At 69.7% G+C, this 21,001-nt stretch carries 19 protein-coding genes; 15 read left to right on the top strand and 4 right to left on the bottom strand.

The features are described 5' to 3' along the window. The first annotated feature begins 124 nt into the window (after window positions 1-124). The gene (locus EF387_RS10035; RefSeq protein WP_128376177.1) at window positions 125-484 is read left to right on the top strand and encodes a cupin domain-containing protein; all 360 of its coding nucleotides are present in this window, start codon (window positions 125-127) and stop codon (window positions 482-484) included. 186 nt (window positions 485-670) lie between these two features. On the opposite strand, the gene EF387_RS49955 is transcribed toward EF387_RS10035, so the two are convergent. Then, window positions 671-931: a PAS domain-containing protein gene (locus EF387_RS49955; RefSeq protein ID WP_128376176.1), complete on the bottom strand. Its 261-nt coding sequence runs from the start codon at window positions 929-931 to the stop codon at window positions 671-673. A gap of 341 nt (window positions 932-1,272) precedes the next feature. On the opposite strand from EF387_RS49955, the gene kstD reads away from it, so the two are divergent. Continuing rightward, complete coding sequence (gene kstD / locus EF387_RS10025) at window positions 1,273-3,006, top strand: 3-oxosteroid 1-dehydrogenase (protein ID WP_238431425.1); 1,734 nt, start codon at window positions 1,273-1,275, stop codon at window positions 3,004-3,006. Window positions 3,007-3,477: 471 nt separating this feature from the next. Beyond that, the gene (locus EF387_RS10020) at window positions 3,478-4,818 is read left to right on the top strand and encodes an AbfB domain-containing protein (protein WP_128376564.1); all 1,341 of its coding nucleotides are present in this window, start codon (window positions 3,478-3,480) and stop codon (window positions 4,816-4,818) included. Between the two features lie 155 nt (window positions 4,819-4,973). On the opposite strand, the gene EF387_RS10015 is transcribed toward EF387_RS10020, so the two are convergent. After that, window positions 4,974-5,462: a GNAT family N-acetyltransferase gene (locus EF387_RS10015; RefSeq protein WP_128376563.1), complete on the bottom strand. Its 489-nt coding sequence runs from the start codon at window positions 5,460-5,462 to the stop codon at window positions 4,974-4,976. Between the two features lie 460 nt (window positions 5,463-5,922). Here EF387_RS10015 and EF387_RS10010 point away from each other — a divergent pair, with 460 nt between their 5' ends. From EF387_RS10010 to metK, 11 genes are all read left to right on the top strand, one after another. After that, window positions 5,923-7,287, top strand: a complete 1,365-nt coding sequence (locus EF387_RS10010; RefSeq protein ID WP_162467112.1) for a TrpB-like pyridoxal phosphate-dependent enzyme — start codon at window positions 5,923-5,925, stop codon at window positions 7,285-7,287. A gap of 55 nt (window positions 7,288-7,342) precedes the next feature. After that, complete coding sequence (locus tag EF387_RS10005; protein ID WP_128376174.1) at window positions 7,343-8,320, top strand: DMT family transporter; 978 nt, start codon at window positions 7,343-7,345, stop codon at window positions 8,318-8,320. A 176-nt stretch (window positions 8,321-8,496) separates the two neighbouring features. After that, window positions 8,497-9,192, top strand: a complete 696-nt coding sequence (locus EF387_RS48160) for a LuxR C-terminal-related transcriptional regulator (RefSeq protein WP_128376173.1) — start codon at window positions 8,497-8,499, stop codon at window positions 9,190-9,192. Window positions 9,193-9,619: 427 nt separating this feature from the next. After that, window positions 9,620-11,047 (top strand): AMP-binding protein, encoded by a 1,428-nt coding sequence (locus tag EF387_RS09995; RefSeq protein WP_162467111.1) that lies wholly within the window; start codon window positions 9,620-9,622, stop codon window positions 11,045-11,047. Then, window positions 11,044-11,304, top strand: coding sequence for a phosphopantetheine-binding protein (locus EF387_RS09990; protein WP_128376171.1), 261 nt, complete (start codon window positions 11,044-11,046; stop codon window positions 11,302-11,304). Before EF387_RS09995 ends, EF387_RS09990 begins: the two co-directional genes overlap by 4 nt. A gap of 47 nt (window positions 11,305-11,351) precedes the next feature. Further along, a complete protein-coding gene (locus tag EF387_RS09985) occupies window positions 11,352-11,729 on the top strand; it encodes an ectoine synthase (protein WP_128376170.1) in 378 nt (125 codons plus the stop codon). Window positions 11,730-11,745: 16 nt separating this feature from the next. Further along, on the top strand, window positions 11,746-12,906 hold the full coding sequence (locus tag EF387_RS09980; RefSeq protein WP_128376169.1) for an acyl-CoA dehydrogenase family protein: 1,161 nt from the start codon (window positions 11,746-11,748) through the stop codon (window positions 12,904-12,906). 143 nt (window positions 12,907-13,049) lie between these two features. Further along, window positions 13,050-13,772 carry a transglutaminase-like domain-containing protein gene (locus tag EF387_RS09975; protein WP_128376168.1) on the top strand — a complete coding sequence of 241 codons (723 nt, stop codon included), beginning with the start codon at window positions 13,050-13,052 and terminating at the stop codon, window positions 13,770-13,772. Between the two features lie 100 nt (window positions 13,773-13,872). Continuing rightward, window positions 13,873-14,391 (top strand): hypothetical protein, encoded by a 519-nt coding sequence (locus tag EF387_RS09970; RefSeq protein WP_128376167.1) that lies wholly within the window; start codon window positions 13,873-13,875, stop codon window positions 14,389-14,391. 112 nt (window positions 14,392-14,503) lie between these two features. Continuing rightward, window positions 14,504-15,202 carry a nucleosidase gene (locus EF387_RS09965; RefSeq protein WP_128376166.1) on the top strand — a complete coding sequence of 233 codons (699 nt, stop codon included), beginning with the start codon at window positions 14,504-14,506 and terminating at the stop codon, window positions 15,200-15,202. 39 nt (window positions 15,203-15,241) lie between these two features. Beyond that, a complete protein-coding gene (metK, locus tag EF387_RS09960) occupies window positions 15,242-16,462 on the top strand; it encodes a methionine adenosyltransferase (RefSeq protein WP_128376165.1) in 1,221 nt (406 codons plus the stop codon). A 264-nt stretch (window positions 16,463-16,726) separates the two neighbouring features. Here the strand turns inward: metK and EF387_RS09955 are convergent, their stop codons facing one another. After that, window positions 16,727-18,088 carry an acyltransferase gene (locus EF387_RS09955; protein ID WP_128376164.1) on the bottom strand — a complete coding sequence of 454 codons (1,362 nt, stop codon included), beginning with the start codon at window positions 18,086-18,088 and terminating at the stop codon, window positions 16,727-16,729. A 293-nt stretch (window positions 18,089-18,381) separates the two neighbouring features. Between EF387_RS09955 and rfbH the strand changes: the two genes are divergently transcribed. Then, complete coding sequence (rfbH, locus tag EF387_RS09950; protein ID WP_128376163.1) at window positions 18,382-19,683, top strand: lipopolysaccharide biosynthesis protein RfbH; 1,302 nt, start codon at window positions 18,382-18,384, stop codon at window positions 19,681-19,683. On the opposite strand, the gene EF387_RS09945 is transcribed toward rfbH, so the two are convergent. Continuing rightward, window positions 19,667-20,914, bottom strand: a complete 1,248-nt coding sequence (locus EF387_RS09945) for a macrolide family glycosyltransferase (RefSeq protein ID WP_128376162.1) — start codon at window positions 20,912-20,914, stop codon at window positions 19,667-19,669. The genes rfbH and EF387_RS09945 overlap by 17 nt on opposite strands. Window positions 20,915-21,001 lie beyond the last annotated feature (87 nt).

The following is a 21,001-nucleotide window of genomic DNA, read 5'->3' as shown; positions in this document are numbered from 1 at the left end:
CCCCGTTCCCGCGGATCGAGTCGCCGCGCGCCTCGGTCGTCGCCCAAGTGGCGGCCTCGGTTGGACAGGAAGACGATGGGGTGATGGGGCAAGAGTTGGGCATGTCCAGAACGGAGGCGTCCCGATGCTGGAGATAAAGACGGTCGACAAGCCGGACGAGCGGCGCGACTTCCCCCGCGGCCATCTCGAAGCCGTCCATCTGAGCGGACTGGACTTCGCGGTGGGCACCTTCGAACCCGGGTGGCGCTGGTCCGAATCGGTGGCTCCGATCGCCGGGACCGAGAGCTGCGAGATCCACCACAACGGATACGTCGTCCAGGGGCGGATGCACATCCGCATGGACGACGGCGGCGAGGGCGAAATCGGCCCGGGCGATGTGTTCGTGGCCCCGCCCGGACACGACGCCTGGGTGGTGGGCGACGAGCCGGTGGTGCTCTACGACTTCGCGGGCAGCATGGCGCAGGACTACGCAAAGGGGCAGTGACCCGGAGGGGCCCGGGGCCGCCGCCCCGGGCCCGCTTCACCTGGATCCCGCTTCCCGAGCGTGTCTGGGGCGCCCCGCCGACCGGGTGTCCGGGCGGGTCGGAATCCGCCGGTCTGACGCGGCTTCGTCGCACAACTCCGCGGAGTCCGGTGTTGCGAATGTGAGGCCGCGTCAGGAGCGTGGCGCTCAGCGACCACGTGGATGCGTGAGGTCCACCACCGCGTGGCCGTCGCCGAACAGCGCGTGCCGGACGGCGTCGGGTTCTCCCGCGACCAGCCGCGCGGCCGGCTGCCCCACGATCTGCGCGGCCGGGTGTCCGGTGAGTCGCCGGGCCCCCTCGCTCCAGCCCGTGACGATGCCCCGTGCGTCGATCACCGCCATGGCGTCGCCGGCCGGGATCGCTCGCTCGTCGATCGCTCGCTCCTCCTCGCGCGGCGACTTCACCATAAGTACAAGAATGGTCCTATAAGGGGACAGCAACAACCCGGATCCCGGGCAATTCCCGCTCATTACGCCTTGCACACCCTTGACTTCGCAGGGCTCGCGGGCGACATTCCTCACTCACTCTGCATCACGCACGGCCTCGCAATCCTCTGCCGACATCCTTTGATGACTCTGGAGCGACCTGCATGTCCACCAACACGGACTCTGCGAGACCCAGCTCTTTATTCGCGGCGGCATCCGCCACGAGACCCCCCGTAACCACCCCCGCGACCACCGCCGAGACCGTCGCCCGGGCGTCCGGTGCCGGCCCGTCCGCCCCGGACCCGGGGCCCTCCCGGCGCCGGGTGCTCGCCGCCACGGCGACAGGGGCCGCCGGGGCGGCCCTCACCGCGGGTTTCCCGGGCACCGCCGGCGCGGCCGATCTACCGCCGCTCGGTACGTACGACGTGGTGGTGATCGGTTCCGGCGCGGCCGGCATGACCGCCGCTCTCACGGCCGCCAAGAAGGGCCTGAGCTGTGTCGTCGTGGAGAAGGCGGCCACCTTCGGCGGATCCACGGCGCGCTCCGGCGCGGGTATCTGGATCCCGAACAACCCGGTGATCCTCGCCGCCGGTGTCCCCGACACGCCGGCGAAGGCCGCCGAATACCTCGCGGCGGTGGTAGGCCCCGAAGTCTCCGCCGACCGTCAGCGGGCCTTCCTCTCGCACGGCCCGGGCATGATCTCCTTCGTCATGGCCAACAGCCCGCTCAAGTTCCGTTGGATGGAGGGCTACAGCGACTACTACCCGGAGCTGCCCGGCGGTCTGCCGAACGGCCGCTCCATCGAGCCCGACCAGCTCGACGGAAACATCCTGGGCGCCGAACTCGCCCGGCTGAACCCGCCGTACATGGAAGTCCCGGCCGGTCTGGTCGTGTTCAGCGCGGACTACAAGTGGCTCGCCCTGGCCGCGGTCAGCCTGAAGGGCGTCGCGGTGGCCGCGGAGTGCCTGGCGCGCGGGACCGCGGCGGCGCTGCTCGGCCAGAAGCCGCTCACCATGGGCCAGTCGCTGGCGGCGGGGCTGCGTGCCGGACTGCTCTCCGCGCGGGTACCGGTGTGGCTGAACACCCCGCTCACCGACCTCCACATCGAGGGTGGGGCGGTCAAGGGCGCGGTCGTGACGCGGAACGGTTCGCCGGGGCTGATCCGGGCCCGGCGTGGGGTGATCGTGGGCTCCGGCGGTTTCGAGCACAACGCCGCCATGCGGGACCAGTACCAGCGGCAGCCGATCGGCACCGAGTGGACGGTGGGCGCGAAGGAGAACACGGGGGACGGTATCCGCGCGGGCCAACGGGCGGGGGCCGGGCTGGCGTTGATGGACGACGCCTGGTGGGGGCCGGCTATCCCGCTGCCGGACCAGCCGTACTTCTGTCTCGCCGAGCGGACTCTGCCGGGCGGGCTCCTGGTCAACCGGGCCGGGGCGCGGTTCGTCAACGAGGCGGCTCCGTACAGCGATGTCGTGCACACCATGTACGACGAGAACCCCACGGACCCGGCCATCCCGGCATGGCTGATCGTCGACCAGAACTACCGCAACCGGTATCTCTTCAAGGACGTCGCGCCGACCTTCGTGTTCCCGCAATCCTGGTACGACTCCGGCGCCGTCCACAAAGCGTGGACACTGGACGCCCTGGCCACCTCCATCGGCATTCCGGCGGCCGCACTGCGTACCACGGTGGACCGTTTCAACGCCCTGGCCCGCGATGGCAAGGACACCGATTTCCGCCGCGGGGACAGTGCCTACGACCACTACTACACGGATCCCGCGGTCCGCCCGAACTCCTGTCTGGCGCCACTGTGGCTGGCCCCCTACTACGCCTTCAAGATCGTCCCCGGTGATCTGGGCACCAAGGGCGGTCTGCGTACGGACGCCCGCGCCCGGGTACTGCGGCCGGACGGCTCGGTGATCCCCGGGCTGTACGCGGCGGGCAACGCCAGCGCCGCGGTCATGGGCCACAGTTACGCGGGCGCCGGTTCGACCATCGGCCCCGCGATGACGTTCGGTTACATAGCGGCGCTGGACCTGGCGCAAACTCCCTGATAGAGCAGTAAAGGGCCCGGACTTTCACCAATCGCTCGCCCAAAAGGCCATGCGGAGGGATCCAGGGATAATTCTCCGGGCGCCCGTCCATGGAATATCGGCGCCCTTGATCCGATGTTCGACGGGCCGAACCATTCGGCCCGTCGAACGCAATTCTTTCGGCGGGTCGAACGCGTCTGTGAAAAGGGAACCGCCTATTGACTGGGGGGAATTGGGCCCACCACACTCGCGCTCTGCCGCTCCGATTTTGGCGCAAACGCGATGCACCGGAGGCGAGGTGTGACCACCTGCCGACGGCTGGTCGGCGTGCGCGTGAGTACGCCCCCTGGGACGGGGGGTACGCACGCGGAGCGGCCCGGACGAGTTCGACGCGACCGAGGAGAGCCGCACGTGCCCATTCGAGACAGCGCCCGAGACGGCGACAGACCCCCCACCCCGCTCGCACCGTCCCGCCGCGGCGTTCTGAGGGCCATGGTGGCCCTGCCGGCCTCGGCACTCGTCGTCGGGGAACTCCCGGGGCTGCTCGGCACCGCCGCGGCGGCCGCGCCGAGCGCGGGCAACGCCACCCGCTACACCATCGTGCCGTTCCTGAACAGCAACGACGGCACCGTGAACGTCTACCAGGCCGACGACGCCACCGACTTCCGGCTGCTCAAGGCGAGCGCCTACACCCCGCCGAGCAACCGGATCCGTGACGCGAGCATCTTCCGCCACACGGACGGCTATTACTACATCACGTACACCACGCATACCTGGCAGGACGTCAGCACGACCATCGGCTTCGCCCGCAGCTCCGACCGGGTCAACTGGACCTTCCTGTACGACTACACCGTCCCGATCGCCAACCTGTCACGTGCCTGGGCGCCGGAGTGGTTCGTCGACTCCGACGGCAGCGTGAACATCATCGTGTCGTGCTCGGTCACCAGCGACCAGTGGATCTTCACCCCGTATCTGCTGAAGGCGACCAACTCCTCGCTCACGGCCTGGACTTCACCGGTCGCCCTGTCCGGTATCGGCGCCAACCACATCGACACGTTCATCGTGAAGATCGGTTCCACCTACCACGCGTTCCCGAAGAACGAGACGACGAAGTACATCGAATACGCCACCGCGTCCAGCCTCACCGGCCCGTACACCATCAGCAGGACCGGCAACTGGGCGGGCTGGGGCGGCACCCGTGAGGGCCCTGCGCTGATCCAGCTCGACAACGGCGGCTGGCGCATCTTCTTCGACGGCTACGGGGACAGCAGTTACTACTACAGCGACAGCTACGACACCTTCGCCACCTGGACCGCTCCGAAGAAGCTTCCCGCCGTCTCCGGCACCGCGCGGCACTTCACGGTCATCAAGGAGACGGTGTCCGGTGGCCCGAGCATCACCAAGAACGTCACCCGCTCCTTCCGGTCGGTCAACTTCACCACCCGCTACTGGCAGGAGCAGTCGGCGCTGCTCAACCTCCCCGTGGTGAGCAGCTCCAGCACCACCGCGGAGAAGCAGGCGTCCACCTTCACCGTCGTGGCCGGTCTCGCCGACGGCAACGGCTACTCGTTCCGCAACGCGGCCGGCAACTACCTGCGGCACTACGACTTCCGGGCCCGCTTCGACGCCAACGACGGCTCGTCGACGTTCGCGAAGGACGCCACCTTCATCGCCCGCACGGGCACGGCCACCGGCTCGGTCCGCTTCGAGTCGTACAACTACCCCGGCTACTACCTGCGGCACTACAACTACCAGCTGCGGGTCGACCCGTCGGACGGCACCGATCTGTTCCGGCAGGACAGTTCGTTCGTGCCGGTCACCGCCTGGGCATGACCGGGCGGGCACCGCACCGGTGACGGCTGGGCCCGGCGAACGTTCGCTACGTGCGCCGGGCCGCGGCCAGGTTGAGGGCGAGCACCGCCGGGACCTCCTCCCGCGACCAGGTGCCGTCGTCGCCCGGCCTGTCCAGGAAGGCGCCCCTGCCGGTGTCAGGCGTCGTGGGCGAGGTCCGCCAGTGGTTTGCCGGAGAGGCGGAAGATGGTCAGCTCCTTGCCCTGCACCGAGGGGATCTCGGCGCCGAGCGACCGGTAGAAGGCGGCGGTCGGCTCATTGGTGACACGCCCCCACCACTGCATGTGGCGGTAGCCGCGCTCGGCGCACAGGCCGGCCAGCGTGCTCAGCAGGGCCGTGTCGACGCCGCGTCCGACCGCGTCCGGCCGGACGTAGATGTCGTCGATGTGGATGGCGGTACCGCGCCAGGTGCTGTAGACGAGGCACCACAAGGTGTAGCCGACGAGTTCGCCCGTCTCGTCGTCGACGGCGAAGTGGGCGAAGGCGACCGGGTGGGGACCGAACAGGGCCTGGCGCAGCTCGCTTTCGTCGGTGCTGATCTGCTCGGTCGCCTCCTCGTTCTCGGCCATCCCGCGCACCATCGCGTGAAGCTGCGTGACATCCTCGGCCGTGACTGGACGAATCATCTCTGCCATCCCCTGGTCCTGTCGGTATGACGCACGAACCCCGGACGGCGCCGCGGTGGTCCGGTGACCGCGACCGCTCGGCGGCGGGCGCCGGTTCGGGCGTCCCGGCGGTCGGCCGGGCGTTCGCGCTCAGGTTCGCATGCACGTGCGGGTGCCATCGGCCGGCCGGAGATGTACTGGTGGAATTCCCAGTCTTGCCGTGCCCGACTTTCCAGCGGGACGCCTCCGAAGGTAAATAGTTGGTCGTACCACATGGCCGTACGGGAAAAGAAGACCCCGGCGGACCCCGGCCGGCATTCTCGGAACTTCCATTGTTTTCCCCACCATCCGCCGGCCGACGTATCCGGTCGACGGATCCCATGTCCAGAATGCGTTGTCCGGAGGCGGCCTGCAGGTGAGATGAGAGAACCCGACGGTCGCGGTGGCCACAACCAACGATTCAACGCCCAGAGAGGCAGCCATGATAGAGCCGGTACGGTTCGAGCTCAGCGCCCGGGACATTCCCGAGACCTGGTACAACATCGCCGCCGACCTCGACTATGTGGCGCCGGTGTTGAGCCCGGCGACCGGTAAGCCGGTCACGCGTGACGAGATGGCCCGCACAATGCCGGAGGAACTGGTCGATCAGGAACTCAGCAGGGAAGCCGAGTTCGAGATCCCCGGAGAGGTACGGCAGTTCTACGCCCGTTGGCGGCCGGCGCCGCTGCTGCGCGCCCGCGGCCTGGAGCAGACCCTGGACACACCGGCGCGGATCTACTTCAAGTACGAGGGTGTGGCGCCGACCGGCAGCTTCAAACCGAACTCAGCGATCCCGCAGGCCTACTTCAACAAGAGGGCCGGCAAGAGCGGCCTGATCGCCGAGACCGGTGCGGGACAGTGGGGCAGCGCGGTCGCCTTCGCGGCGTCCCTGTTCCGGATGGACGCCAAGGTGTTCATGGTCAATGTGAGCTTCCAGCAGAAGCCGCACCGGCGTGCGCTGATGGAGACCTTCGGGGCGAGCTGCACACCGAGCCCCAGCATGGAGACCGAGGCCGGGCGGGCGGTTCTGAAGGAGCACCCGGATCACCCGGGGAGCCTGGGCATCGCCAAGTCCGAGGCGCTGCAGGTCGCCTTCTCCGACCCGCGCTGGGGCTACACCCGAGGCAGCGCCCTGAACCATGTGTGCGCGCACCAGACCGTGATCGGCCAGGAAGCGATCCTGCAGATGGAGATGGCCGGGGACTACCCGGACGTCGTGGTCGGCTGCGCCGGCGGCGGCAGCAACCTGGCCGGTCTGGCCTTCCCGTTCCTGCGCGCCCAGTTCCACGGCGGGCCGCGCGTCCGGGTGGTCGCCGCCGAGCCGGCCGCGTGCCCGACGCTCACCCGGGGCCGGATCGCCTACGACTACTCGGACACCGCCGGGCTCACCTCACTGACCCGCACCCACACGCTTGGCCACCAGTTCGTGCCGCCGTCCGTGCACGCCGGCGGTCTGCGGGCGCACAACATAGCCCCGCTGGTCAGCCGGGTCGTGGAGGAGGGACTGATGGAGGCGGTCGCGCTACGGCAGCGCGACTGCTTCGAGGCCGGTGTGCTGTTCGCCCGCAGCGAGGGCATCGTGCCCGCGCCCGAGTCGACCCACGCGATCCGCGGCGCGGTGGACGAGGCGATCCGGTGCCGTGAGGAGGGTGTGGGCAGGACCATCCTGTTCGGCCTGTCCGGTCACGGAAACTTCGACCTGAGCGCCTACGACCGTTATCTGGCCGGCACCCTCGCCGACGACAGCATCGACGCCGGCGCCCTCGAGCAGGGCCTGGACAGCATTCCCGAGACGGCGAACACGTGACGCAGCCCGGCTCGCCTTCGAACCGCGAGCACGAGGGAAGGGACGGGACCATCGCGTGAAACGTGTGAGCGCCCTGCAGTTCGTGGCCCTGGGAATCATCTGGGGCTCCAGTTACCCCCTGATCAAGGTGTCCGGCGAAGGGCTGAACCCGGGTCAGCTCGTGCTGGCCCGGCTGCTCCTCGGGGCGGTCGTGCTGATCGGCATCGGCGCGCTGACCGGGGCCAGGCTGCCCCGCTTCGGCTTCGTCTGGGTGCACATCACCGTCACGACCATCCTGGGCATGGTCGCCCCGTTCCTGCTGCTCGCCTGGGGCGAGCAGCACACCAGCGCCGCCATGGCCGGTGTCCTCACCGGAGCCACTCCGTTGCTGACGCTGGCGCTGGCCACCGTACAACTGCGCAGTGAACGGGCGACGGTGCGGCGCAGTGCCGGGCTGGCGCTCGGCTTCACCGGAATCATCGTGGTCATCGCGCCATGGAACGGGGCGACGGGCACCGTGGGCGGCCAACTGGCCTGTCTGGCGGTCGCCGGGATCTACGCCGGCCATGCGGTGTTCGTGCGCAAGTTCCTGTCCGACCGCGGTATCGCCCCGATGTCCTCGGCGAGTGCCCAGATCCTGGTCGCGCTGGTCATCCAGGCGGCGTTGCTGCCGTTCCTGGGCTGGCGCACCCCGTCGTTCACCTGGTCGGTCTCCCTCAGCATCGTGCTGCTGGGAGTGTTCGGCACCGGACTGGCCTATGTGCTCTACAACCGGCTCATCGCGGACATCGGCGCCACCGGCGCCTCCTCGGTCAACTACCTCGTTCCGTTCATCAGTCTGGTCATCAGCGCCGTCTTCCTCGGGGAGACGATCAGTTGGAACGTGCCCGTCGGCGGCGTGGTGATCGTGGCGAGCATCCTGGTCGGCGAGAACCAACTGCGGCTGCCGCGGCTCGGGCGCGGCCCGGTCGTCTCCGGGCCCGAGCCCCGGTTCGCGACGGTCGTGGAAGCCGTCGAGGCGGAACCCGCGGGCCGGGCCGGGCGCACTCCCTGACCGGCCGGGGCGGGCATCCGGGGCAGCGCCTTCACCAACCGCAACCGGGGCAGCCCGTTCACCAACCGCAACCGGGGCAGCCCGTTCACCAACCGCAATCCGGGCAGCGCCTTCACCAACCGGGGCACCCATCACCTCGGCTTCTTGTCCAGGATGTTTGGAGGTTGACGTCACAGATGCCCACCACCGATCCCGGCACCCGGCCGGTCCGGATCGCCGTCCTGGCCCGCCGACCGCTGCTCGTCACGGCACTGCGGGCCCTCATGGCCGGGGAACCGGAGCTGGAGGCGGTCGGGGAGGCCGCCTCCGGGCCGCAACTGCTGCACCTGCTGGACACCGAGGGGCCGCGGGTCGTGCTGATCGACGACTCCGATCCCGGCTGGGATACCGGCGACATACTGCGTGCGGTCATCCAGCAGACCTCCCGTGAGGTCGCGGCGGTCGTACTCATCGACCAGTGCGCCGACGACACCTTGCTGGAGTACCTGTGGGCCGGGGCGGACGGCTTCGTACAGAACGACGCGGCGCTGAGCGAGATCGCCACCACGATCCGTGCGGTCTCGGCCGGCCACGCGATGCTCCCGCCGCCGCTCACCAGGCGGCTCGTGGAACTTCTGGTGCGGCGCGTCCCGGTGCGGGCCGGGCCGCACCAGGTGCCGACGCTGACGTCACGGGAGCGGGAGATCTTCGATCTCATAGCGGCGGGCATGTCCAACGGCGAGGTCGCCCAGGCCCTGGTGCTGAGCGAGAAGACCGTCAAGTTCCACGTCTCCAACCTGCTGCGCAAGCTCGGCGTACGCAGCCGGGCGCAGGCCATCGTCCGCGCGTGGGACGGAGGCGTTCTCGCCGGCCGGCAGAGCGGGGACTTCTAGCGCTCCCATTCGGGGCGGCGGGCCTTTCGGTACTCGGGCGGATCTCGGCACTCGGGCGGATCTCGGTACTCGGGCGGCTAGCGAGAAACGTTCGTACAAAGCCTCGTCCGGGCGGCGTGGACCGGTTGAATTCCTCCCGGTCAACGCCGCTCCGACGGGGCTTCTTGCTTTTCCGAAAAAGGTCAGCAGTAATTCACCCGAAGCACCTGTCACGGATTTAGCGGGTCGCGAGTGGAGCTCCTCGAAAAGGAGTCTGAAATACAGGTCCAAGGGACTGGTTGAAAACCCCGCCTCTGGTCCGAAGAAAAGCGCAAGCCCGCGCTGTCACGATGTACCTGACGGTTTATCCGGTCGGTGGACACGAACCATGGGTCCTCCGGTTCTCGATCGATGGGGGGCCATGTCCAGATCGCTGGCAGAAGACGTCTTGGCGCGTGCAAAGCACAGCCCGGACGAACCGGCACTGCTGTTCGGCGGCGCCGGGGACCGGGTCGTCACCTACGCCGAACTCGTCGCGACGGCGAACCGGATCGGCGCGCAACTCGCCGACCGGTACCCCGACCTCCGCCGACCGCTCGCGCTCCAGTCGGCGAAGTCGCCGGCGGCGATCGCCACGGTGCTGGCCTGCATGCACGCCGGACGGCCACTGCTGCTCGCCTCCACGGAGATCGGCCGCGGACTCTTGGCCGATCTCGTGGAACGCAGCGGCTGTCAGGCGGTGCTGGGGATCGCCGACGAGGGTCTGACACACGGTCCGGGGGCCGCCGACCCGCACGCCGCCCCGGTGCTGCCGCCGGACACCAGCCTGCTGCTGACCACCTCCGGCTCCACCGGCACTCCCAAGCTCGTACCGCTGGGCGCGCACGGCATCGACGCCTTCGTCTCCTGGGCCGGCAGCGCCTTCGCACTGGGCACCGGAACACGGGTGCTCAACTTCGCCCCGCTCAACTTCGACCTCACGCTCCTGGACATCTGGGCGACGCTGCGGCACGGCGGTTGTGTCATACCGGTGGACCACGACCGGTACGTCGACCCGAGGCGCCTGCTCGGGCTGCTGGCGAGCACCCGGCCGCACGTCGTGCAGGCGGTGCCGATGTTCTTCCGCCTGCTGACCGAGGCGGGCGACGGATCCGCGTTCCCGGAGGTGCGCGAGCTGCTGCTGACGGGTGACCATGTGCCCCGGTCGGTGCGGGCCGGGCTGTCCCGGCTCTTCCCGGCGGCACGGATGCACAACGTGTACGGCTGCACCGAGACGAACGACAGCATGATCCACACCTTCGGCGCCGCGGAGGCCGCCGACCGGGACGTACTGCCCCTGGGCAGTCCCCTGCCGGGGGTACTGGCCGAGGTGCTCCTCGCCGACGGCGAGGTCCTGCGGGGTGCCGGCACCGGTGAACTGGTCGTCTCGACGCCGTTCCAGACCAGCGGATACCTCGGCGAGACCGGGGCGAAGGACAGGTTCACCGTCCGCGGGGGCCGCACCTGGTACCGCACCGGCGATGTCGTCACCCGCTCCGCTGTCGGTGAACTGGCCCTGGTGGGCCGCACCGACTCGCAGGTCAAGGTGCGCGGCGTACGCATCAACCTGGAGGAGATCGAACAGGTCCTCCAGGCCCACGAGGGCGTCACCGAGGCGGCCGTGGTGGCCGTGCCGCACCCCGTCTCGGGACGTGCACTGCACGCGTTCGTCAGACCGAGCGACGACGCGGTGACCGGACTGCGGCTGCGCAGCTACTGCGCCGCCAAGGTCAACCGGGCTGCCATTCCCGCCGCCTTCCACCTGATGACCGACCCGCTGCCGATCGGGCCCACCGGCAAGGTGAGCCGTCGACTCCTCCTGGAGAAGATCGAATGACCATCCAACGCGACATCACCGCGCACATCGTGGCGGAGTACCTGCCCGGCACCCCCGCCTCGGAGCTGGACCCGTCCTACGACCTGCTGGAGACCGGCGTGATCAGCAGCCTGGATCTCCTGCGGTTCATCGAATGGCTGGGCGACCGCTACGACATACCGTTCGCCGACCTGGAGATCTCCCCGGACGACTTCCGGTCCGTCGCCGCCATCGAGAAGGCCGTCCAGCGCTTCGCGGGCGTCACCGCCCCCGAGTAACCCCCCGCTCCTTCCGACATCCACACTCAGGAGAAAGACAGGGAAACATGTTCATTCGCGAGAAGGCGAAGGTCACCCCGGTCGAGTGGGGAAGCGGCCCGAGCCACCGCCTCCTGGTCGAGGCGGACAACATGGGCTTCGGCATCTGCCACACCGTCGTCCGCGCGGGCACCAAGTCCCGGCTGCAGTACCGGCGCCATCTGGAGGCGTGCTACTGCATCGCCGGCTCGGGCCGCGTGGAGGCCGCCGACGGCAGCGTCGCCCAGGACCTCACCCCCGGTGTGCTGTACGTCCTCGACGACCACGACGCCCACTTCCTGATCGCCGCTCCCGACCAGGACCTGGAACTGGTCAGCGTGTTCAACCCGCCGCTGAGGGGCGACGAGCGCCACACGCTCAGCGACGAAGCCTTCTCCGAGTACTGAGGAACGGACCCCCGTGATGATGCGCTGGAGCGAGGAACAGCAGGAACTGCGTGAGGCGATCGGCGCCGTCGCCGCGAAGCTCGGCGCCGACCACCTCGAACGGGACCGGACCGGCACCTTCGACCGGGACGGCTGGCAGCGGCTCAAGGACGTCGGCCTGTTCGGGCTGCCCTTCGACCCGCGCCACGGGGGCCTGGGCAAGGACCTGCTGACCACCGTCCACGTGCTGGAACAGCTCGGATACGGCTGCCAGGACTCCGGGTTGAACTTCTCGGTATCCACCCACATGGTGAGCACCGGCGTCCCGCTCCAGCGCTTCGGTTCCTCGGCGCTCAAGGCCCGCTACCTTCCGGAGATCTGTGCCGGCACGATGATCGGCGCGCACGCCATCACCGAACCCTCCGGCGGCTCGGACGTGATGGGGATGCACACCACCGCCGTCGTGGACGGCGACGACTTCGTCCTCAACGGCAGCAAGGCGTTCATCAGCAACGGTTCCATCGCCGACCTGATCGTCGTCTACGCCCGTACCGGCGCGCCAGGGGATCTCGCGGGGATCACCGCCTTCCTGGTGCGCCGGGAGTCGCCGGGCCTGTCGGTCGGCAGCCCCATATCGAAGATGGGACTGCGCAGTTCACCGCTGGCCGAGGTCTTCCTGGACGACGTCCGGGTGCCCCGGGACCATGTGGTCGGCAGCAAGGGCGCCGGTTTCCTGATCTTCGACCACGTCATGAAGTGGGAGATCCTGTGCGGCTTCGGGATCATCGTCGGGGAGATGCGCCGGCGGCTGGAGCGGTGCGTGGAGTACGCCCGGACCCGTACCCAGTTCGGCTCGGTCATCGGCGCGAACCAGTCGGTCGCCAACATGATCGTCGAGATGCGGATCGATCTGGAGACCTCACAGAAGTGGATCTACGACACCGCCGAGAAGCTGCAGTCCAAGGCCGACGTCGCCAGTGACATCGCCATGACCAAGCTGGTGGTGAGCGAAGCGAACGTGCGCTCCGCGCTGAACGCGATCCAGGTCTTCGGCGGTTACGGCTACGTCAGCGAGTACGGGGTCGAGAAGGACCTGCGGGACGCCGTCGGCGGGCGGATCTACTCCGGTACCTCGGAGATCCAGCGCCACCGTCTGGCCTCCCTCATGGGGCTGAACCGTCCGGTCAGGTCCGCGTAGGACCTGCGAGAGAACCGCGAGAGGACCTGGAAGGGGCCAGCGACAGAACCCACTAGAGGACCTGGACGGGGCCTGCGAGAGAACCCCCGCAAGGGACCGGCCGAAGGCCCCCTGCACAAGGACCTGGAAGGAATCCCGAGAACATGGCAGAGCACACCGGTGTCGCCGATCCCGCGGCCGGCACCGTCACCGACGCGGCCACGCTGGCCGCGACAGAGTTCCTGGACCACACCTCGCCGACCGTCCGCGCGTTCGTGGACAAGACCCTCGCCCGCGCGGCCGACACCGAAACCGACATCCAGAAGGCCATAGCCCTCTACTACGCAGTCCGGGACGGCATCACCTACGAGGTGTACGGCGCCGATCTGACCCGGCACGGCCTGAGCGCGACCGGTGTGCTGGAGAAGGGCTTCGGGTTCTGCGTGCACAAGTCCATCCTGTACGCGGCCGCACTGCGCGCCGTGGGCATCCCGAGCCGGGTCTACTACGGCGACGTGCGCAACCACCTCGCCTCCCCGCGCCTTCGCGAGCTGGTCGGCGGAGACGTCTTCCGCTTCCACAGCCTGACCGTCGCGCACCTCGACGGCACCTGGGTGAAGGCCACCCCCGTCTTCAACAAGCTCCTCTGCCGGCTCTACAAGATCAAACCGCTGGACTTCGACGGCCGGACCGACAGCCTTTACCACCCGTTCGACGACAGCGGCCGACGGCACATGGAGTTCCTGCGGGAACACGGCTCCTTCGACGACGTCCCCTACGACCTGGTGGTCGGCGGGATCCGGCAGGCGCACCCGCGACTGTTCGCCAGTGCCCACACCACCGTCGCCGGCTCACTGGCCGACGAGGCCGAAGCCGCGACGGCATGACAGGGCGTCCGGTGCGGCCCGCCCCGGTCCCCCCGCCGGGCCCGGCCGCACCGGACGGCCCGTCACCCGCCGGAACCCACCCGCAGAAACGGAGGTCACTGTGCCGACAGTGGCGGAGAACCTCGGCGACCTCACCGGCTACGCCGAGTACGACGACTGGGTGCACACCCTGCACCGCAGCCATCCCGGAGGGCATCTGGTCCTGCCGGGTGCCTGCCTGAAGTGGTACGACATCCGCGGTGCGGAGCAGGACGCCACACCCGCGGTGAGCGAGGAGGCGCGGGCCTTCCTGCGGGCCGAGGAGGCGGCCGGACGGCTGGCTTTCCGCAAGGAGCTCGGCTACGTGCTGCTGCACCGCTGCGGCGACAACTACTTCATGCAGGTCTGCGTGTGGCGCGACCGCAACGAGCTGGTCCAGGCGATCTACGCCCGGACCGGCGGCGGCTTCGTCCCGTACGAACAGGAGCCCGGTCTTCAGCTCGCCACGCAGGACGTCGTCGAACTGGACGTGACCGGACACGAGCGCCGCGCCTGGTCGGTCTATCTGCGGTCGGCGCGTGACACCGCCGCGAAGCGGGCCTACCTCGACGACTTCGACACCGAGCGGCCGGTCGGGTGACCGCCCGACGACGTGCGCGGTGCCGGCCCGGCCGCGGCACTTCGGCGGGGTCGGCCACAGCACTGGCTGCGGTCGGTCCCGTCCGGGACGACAGCGAAAGGCAGGAAGCACCGTGTCCGTTCCCCCGGTCGCCGACCAGGCGTTCCGCCCTCGCCTCATCGGCGAGATCCGCCACGACCGTGCCCTGATCGTCGCGGCCGTGGAGGAGGAGGCGGCACATCTGGACGGCCGGTTCCCCGTCCTCGTCACCGGGATGGGGAAGGTCAACGCGGCGGCGTCCCTCGCGCTCACGCTGTCCCGGGACGAGCGGCCCCGCGAAATCGTCAATCTGGGCACGGCGGGAGCGCTGAAGGAGGGTTTGCTGGGAGTCCACGAGGTCTCCCGGGTCGTCCAGCACGACCTCGACACGGCGCTGTTGCAGCAGATCGGCGGCCGTGTCTACGGCGCTCCGCTCGACCTGGCCCCTTCGCCGGGGCCGACCCTGGCGACCGGGGACACCTTCGTCACGGACTCCGCCGTCCGCGAACGGCTCTCCCGCGAGGCCGATCTCGTCGACATGGAGGGGTACGCCGTCGCGACCGTGGCCCAGCACCTCGCCATCCCCGTACGTCTCGTCAAGTTCGTGAGCGACCAGGCCGACGAGAGCGCTGGCACGACCTGGCCCGAGGCCGTGGACCACGCGGCCGGGGTCCTTGCCACCTGGGTGGAGGACCACGTCGCATCGCCGGGCGCACCCCGCTGGCTCCCCCTTCCCGCACCCACGTCCGCCACCTTCACCGTCCACCCGCTGTCCGCGCCCCGCGCCTCGTAGGGCCTCGTCGCCGACAGCCGCCGCACCCAAGGGAGCGTTGTGTCCCGTCGCCTGTTCACCTCGGAGTCCGTCACCGAGGGCCATCCCGACAAGATCGCCGACCAGATCAGCGACACCATCCTCGACGCGCTGCTGCGCGAGGACCCCACCTCGCGTGTGGCGGTGGAAACGCTGATCACCACGGGGCTGGTGCATGTGGCCGGTGAGGTCACGACCAAGGCCCACGCCCCGATCGCCCAGCTCGTCCGCGAGAAGCTCCTGCAGATCGGCTACGACTCCTCCGCGAAGGGCTTCGACGGCGCCTCGTGCGGGGTGTCCGTGTCGATCGGCACACAGTCCCCGGACATCGCGCAGGGTGTCGACTCGGCGTACGAGGCGCGGAGCGAGGGGGTCGCGGGCGGGGAGGTGGACGAGCTGGGCCGGCAGGGCGCGGGTGACCAGGGCCTGATGTTCGGTTACGCCACCGACGAGACGCCGTCCCTGATGCCCCTGCCCATCGAGCTCGCCCACCGGCTGTCCCGTCGGCTGACCGAGGTCCGCAAGTACGGCACCGTGCCCTATCTGCGTCCCGACGGCAAGACGCAGGTCACCGTCGAGTACCTGGGCAGCAAACCGGTCCGTCTGGACACCGTCGTCGTCTCCTCGCAGCACGCGAGCGACGTCGACCTCGCCGCGCTGCTCACCCCCGACATCCGCCGTCACGTGGTCGAACACGTCCTGAACGGCCTGGCCGACGACGGCATCAAGCTGGAGTGCGACGACTACCGTCTGCTGGTCAACCCCACCGGCCGGTTCGAGATCGGCGGTCCGATGGGTGACGCGGGTCTGACCGGCCGGAAGATCATCATCGACACCTACGGCGGCATGGCCCGCCACGGCGGTGGCGCGTTCTCCGGCAAGGACCCCTCCAAGGTGGACCGCTCGGCCGCCTACGCGATGCGCTGGGTCGCCAAGAACGTGGTCGCCGCGGGCCTGGCCGCCCGCTGCGAAGTGCAGGTGGCCTACGCGATCGGCAAGGCCGAGCCGGTCGGTCTATTCGTGGAGACCTTCGGCACGGCCCTCGTCCCGCAGGCCACGATCGAACGTGCCATCGGTGAGGTCTTCGACCTGCGCCCGGCCGCCATCATCCGCGACCTCGACCTGCTGCGGCCGATCTACGCGCAGACCGCGGCCTATGGCCACTTCGGCCGCGAACTGCCCGACTTCACCTGGGAGCGCACCGACCGCGTCGGCGAACTGCGCGCGGCCGCCGGTCTGTAGCGGCCGGCCTGTAGGGGCCTCGTCCCCTGAGGGGCCTCGTCCTCTGTAGGGGCCCTCGTCCTCTGTAGGGGCCCTCGTCCTCTGTAGTCGAACTCCCCTTGTCCCTTGTCCCTTGTTTCTTGTCCGCCCGCGGGGCGGGACCCACGGCGCCATGGGGCGCCCCCCTTCATGGGGGGCGCCCTCGTTCATGGGGGGGCGCCCTCGTTCATGGGGGGGCGCCCTCTGTTCGACAGCTCGCGGCCGAGTAAAGCCCGGAGGCGGTGCTCAGCCGCGGGGCGCGTATGCGTGCAGCCGCTCGGTCCACTCGGGTGAGACGAGCGCGTGCGCGGTCTCGCGCGGGACGCTGAAGTGCACATCGCGGCTGTCGTCGGCCACGGGCGTCGGAGTGACCAGGAGCGTCCACGGGATGGGACTCCCGGGAAACTGGAACCAGAACGGCCGTCCCGCGCCGAAGTCCATCTCGTAGACGGGCAGCCGGCCGACGTTGTTCAGTGCGACGGTCCCCTCGAAGGCGTCCAGGGCCATGCGGCTCAGCACCCGGTTCGTGCGGCGGGCACGGCGCTGGGCCTGCAGAAAGGCGACCTCGGCGCGCACACGCTCCTCGGTCACGCTGTTGACGGCCTCGCGCACGGCCACGACGGTGTCGCCGAGGGGCGCGCGGCGCAGTTCGGCGGCCGGCAGTGCCGGGGTGACGTTCGTGACGGCGTTGCCCCAGTATCCGTCGGGGAGGAACGCCCGCAGCGCGGAACGCAGACCGACGACGATACCGAGCCGCTCCACGCTGTCGCCGGGCCGTGCCCGCAGTTGGGCGAGCACCTTCCACAGATGGGCGCTCAGGGCGTCGCCGGCGGAGATCCTGAGGCCCGTGCCGGCGAGCCCGGCGCGGGCGTGTTCCTTCAGTGCCCGCACCTCGTCGGCGGCGAAGCGCAGGGTGACGGTACGCACGCGCCGGGCCCCTGCGTTGACGCGCCAGAGGAAACCGAACTTCTGCCGCCCGGGCACCAGGACGTACTGGGTACTGTGCCGCTCGGACCCTGGCGGGGCGCCGTCCGCCACGCCGTCGAGGAGCGTGCGCGCGTACGGTGCCGCAATGTGTGGCAGTCCGTGGTGGACACGGGACCAGTGCCGGAGGAAGTCGAGGTAACCCGAGCCGTCGACGATGCTGTGGTTGATGGCGACGCCGAGCACCGAACCGCCGCCGCGCATGTGGGTGACCTGCACGGTCAGCAGCGGGACGTCGTGTCCGACGACCCGGAGGGCGCCGGCCGGGTGGATGTAGGAGCGCAGGTCCGGCCTGGCCGACCGGTCGGATCCGTACTCGGGCATGGGCCGGTCCGAGTGGCTCTCGGTGAACGGGATTCCGGCGTCGTTGCAGACGACGCCGAGCCCGCCGTCGTCGCGGACCAGCCGTCCGGTAAGGAGCGGGTAGTGCGCCAGCGTCGCGGTCAGGGACGCCCGCAGCGCCGCAGTGTCGAGGGACTGGCGGTAATAGAAGGTGCGGGGGGTCGCGAACGTACCGGTCATGAGGTCGTAGACGCTCAGCCGCACACGCTCGCCGGTCGCCTCACCGGCCCGCACGGTCACGGTGTGCCGGTGCTTGGGGGACGAAGCTGATTTGAGGGTCATCGTGCCTCACTGAAGTCGGCCGACGTACGCGGCAGTTGACCGGACAGTCCAGCGTTCCTGATAGGGCGCGAGGAAATCCCTAGGGTGTGACCGTGGTCCGGTCCGGGCCCCGCGGGCCGGCGCGTTCTTGGTGGTTCCCTAGACCTGCCCGGCATCGCTGGGCACGCCGGTGTGCCGTGTGTTGCGCTGGGCATCCCGACCGACAGATCCCGGCCTGGGGACCCCGCTCGCACTTCCTGCCGCCGAGGTACGGCTTTCGTCCCCGCCGGCAGCCACAGGGAGGCCACCAGCCGATGGGCAACGACAAGACAGAGATCCTCGATCTGGTACGCGAATACCACCGCAACAACGCCGCGTCGGGGTTCGTCCCCGGGGTCACGCCCGTCATGGCCTCCGGTGCCGTCCTCGACGAGGAGGACCGCGTCGCGCTGGTCGAGGCGGCCCTGGACCTGCGGATCGCCGCCGGGCCGAGCTCGCGGAAACTCGAGCGCGCGTTGGCCAAGTACTTCGGGCTGCGCAAGGCGCATCTGACGAACTCGGGATCGTCCGCGAACCTGCTCGCGCTCAGCTCGCTCACCTCGCCGCTGCTGGAGGACAGCCGTCTGGTGCCCGGCGACGAGGTGGTCACCGTGGCCGCCGGCTTCCCGACGACGGTCAACCCGATCATCCAGAACGGTCTGGTGCCGGTCTTCACCGACATCGAGATCGGCACCTACAACCCGACGCCGGAACGGATCGAGCAGGCGATCGGCCCCCGCACGCGGGCGATCATGGTGGCTCACGCGCTCGGCAACCCGTTCGCCGTCGAGGAGATCGCGCAGCTCGCCGAGGACCGCGGCCTGTTCCTCATCGAGGACAACTGCGACGCGCTGGGCAGCACCTACAAGGGCCGCCTCACCGGGACGTTCGGCGATCTGGCGACCGAGAGCTTCTATCCTGCGCACCACATCACGATGGGCGAGGGCGGTGTGGTCCTGACGGACAATCTGGCGCTCGCCCGCATCGTGGAGTCCATGCGGGACTGGGGCCGTGACTGCTGGTGCGAACCCGGCGAGGACAACCGCTGCTTCAAACGGTTCGAGCAGCAGATGGGGACGCTGCCGGCCGGCTACGACCACAAGTACATCTTCTCCCACGTGGGCTACAACCTGAAGTCGACCGATGTGCAGGCGGCGCTCGGTCTGCAGCAGCTCTCCCGCATCGACGACTTCGGCAAGGCCAGGCGCCACAACTGGGCGCGGCTGCGGGAAGGTCTGGACGGTCTGCCGCATCTGATCCTGCCGGAGGCGACACCGGGCAGCGACCCGAGCTGGTTCGGCTTCGCCATCACCGTGGCCCCCGGCGCCCCGTTCCAGCCCGGCGCGCTCATCGACCACCTCGAGTACAGCAAGGTGGCCACGCGCCGCTTCTTCGCGGGCAACCTCACCCGCCACCCGGCTTACGCGGGCCGGGAGTTCAGGGTCAGTGGCCCGCTAACGAACAGCGACACCACCACCGAGCGCACGTTCTGGATCGGGGTCTTCCCCGGCCTGACGGACGAGATGATCGACCACAGCATCACGACGGTGAGCGAGTTCGTCACCCTGCCGCACTGAACCCGGCGGGCCGGCCCGTGTCTTGTCCGCGGTGCGCCGCCGCCCAGTCCTGAAGGACGTCGGCGGCGCGCCGCGCACCTCCGGCGTCCCGCACGGCGGCACGCATCCGCTCCAGACAGCCGGGGGTCCGTGGGTCGGCGAGCAATCCGGTCACGGTCCGCGCGAGGACACCGGCGTCGAGGTCCGCCCGGGACACCGCGCGGCCCACCCCGCACTCCTCCAACCGCCGCGCGCTGACGTCGAGTTCATGCGCCCGCGGGACCGCCACGACCGGCGTGGCGAAGTACAGGGCTTCCATGAGACTGCCCATGCCGGCATGGCAGACGAGGACGTCCGCGTGCGGCAGCACGGCCGGATGCGGCAGCCACTCGTGCACCTCGACGTGCGGGGGCAGCGGCTCGAGCTGTGCGCGGTCGGCGCCACGCCCGAGCGTCATCACCACCTGCCAGGCGTCCGGGTCGAACGCCTCGGCGCAGGTACGGAAGAAGTCGCGCCGGTCGCCGGACTCGGTACCGAGGGACACCAGCGCGGTACGGCGGCCGTCCGTAGGCGGCGACCACAGGCCGGGGCCGCACTCGGCGACCACGGGGCCCACGAACGCGAAACGGTCGTCGAAAGTGTCTCCCCCGATCTGGAAGGCCCGGGGCAGGAAGACGAGGTTGTGCTCGTCCCACTCGGTGCCGTAGCGGGCCATCTCCTCGATGCCGATGCCGTGTTCACCCATGAACTCGATGAGGACACCCGCGCCCTTTGCCATGACCGGGTCGTCCCGGTCCCACATCTGGGTGCGCAGGGAGAAGGCCTCGTTCGCCGCGTGGCTCGGGGAGATCTGGACCGGCAGCGCGTCGAGGACCCGGGCGGCCACCCGTCCGGCGGCCACGTTCTCGAAGTCGTACAGCACGATGTCCGGCGCGTCGTCGGTGAGGGCGGACAGGGCTGTGGGGAACACGGTGCGGATGGTGTCCACCAGCAACGCGTATCCCTCCTGCGCCAATTGGCCGGGAGTGGGGTCGGCGGCGCGGTAGAAGTCGCCGCGCGCGGAGGTGTAGGTGACGGCGCGGGCGCCCGCTTCCTCGGCCAGGGCGGCGAACCGCTCGTCCACGACGCAGGTCACGCGGTGGCCGCGCGCGATGAGTTCCCGGGCGAGGCCGAGGCTCGGAGCGATGTGCCCGAAGTCGGCGAAGGGTATGAGTGCGCAGTGGAGCGGACGCTGGTCGGTGCGGTACGGCATCGGCATTCCTTCGGTACGGCGGCGGCCCGGGCGGTGCGCCCGCGGCCGCGGGGTGGGTCGGGGCCGCCTGAGCGGGGCGGGGCCGCC

It is taken from the genome of Streptomyces cavernae (assembly GCF_004023625.1).
In the GTDB taxonomy this organism is placed as follows: Bacteria; Actinomycetota; Actinomycetes; order Streptomycetales; family Streptomycetaceae; genus Streptomyces; species Streptomyces cavernae.
Note: the sequence above shows the minus strand (reverse complement) of the source record. Positions and strands in the feature narration are given on the sequence as shown.

What these genes read in the sequence shown, in the direction of transcription:
- EF387_RS09980 (WP_128376169.1), top strand. Translation starts at nt 11,746, where the DNA reads ATGATGCGCTGGAGCGAGGAACAGCAGGAACTGCGTGAGGCGATCGGC.
- EF387_RS09985 (WP_128376170.1), top strand. Translation starts at nt 11,352, where the DNA reads ATGTTCATTCGCGAGAAGGCGAAGGTCACCCCGGTCGAGTGGGGAAGC.
- EF387_RS09955 (WP_128376164.1), bottom strand. Translation starts at nt 18,088, where the DNA reads ATGACCCTCAAATCAGCTTCGTCCCCCAAGCACCGGCACACCGTGACC.
- EF387_RS10015 (WP_128376563.1), bottom strand. Translation starts at nt 5,462, where the DNA reads ATGATTCGTCCAGTCACGGCCGAGGATGTCACGCAGCTTCACGCGATG.
- EF387_RS09975 (WP_128376168.1), top strand. Translation starts at nt 13,050, where the DNA reads ATGGCAGAGCACACCGGTGTCGCCGATCCCGCGGCCGGCACCGTCACC.
- EF387_RS10035 (WP_128376177.1), top strand. Translation starts at nt 125, where the DNA reads ATGCTGGAGATAAAGACGGTCGACAAGCCGGACGAGCGGCGCGACTTC.
- EF387_RS09945 (WP_128376162.1), bottom strand. Translation starts at nt 20,914, where the DNA reads ATGCCGTACCGCACCGACCAGCGTCCGCTCCACTGCGCACTCATACCC.
- EF387_RS49955 (WP_128376176.1), bottom strand. Translation starts at nt 931, where the DNA reads ATGGTGAAGTCGCCGCGCGAGGAGGAGCGAGCGATCGACGAGCGAGCG.
- EF387_RS09990 (WP_128376171.1), top strand. Translation starts at nt 11,044, where the DNA reads ATGACCATCCAACGCGACATCACCGCGCACATCGTGGCGGAGTACCTG.
- EF387_RS48160 (WP_128376173.1), top strand. Translation starts at nt 8,497, where the DNA reads ATGCCCACCACCGATCCCGGCACCCGGCCGGTCCGGATCGCCGTCCTG.
- EF387_RS10010 (WP_162467112.1), top strand. Translation starts at nt 5,923, where the DNA reads ATGATAGAGCCGGTACGGTTCGAGCTCAGCGCCCGGGACATTCCCGAG.
- EF387_RS10020 (WP_128376564.1), top strand. Translation starts at nt 3,478, where the DNA reads ATGGTGGCCCTGCCGGCCTCGGCACTCGTCGTCGGGGAACTCCCGGGG.
- rfbH (WP_128376163.1), top strand. Translation starts at nt 18,382, where the DNA reads ATGGGCAACGACAAGACAGAGATCCTCGATCTGGTACGCGAATACCAC.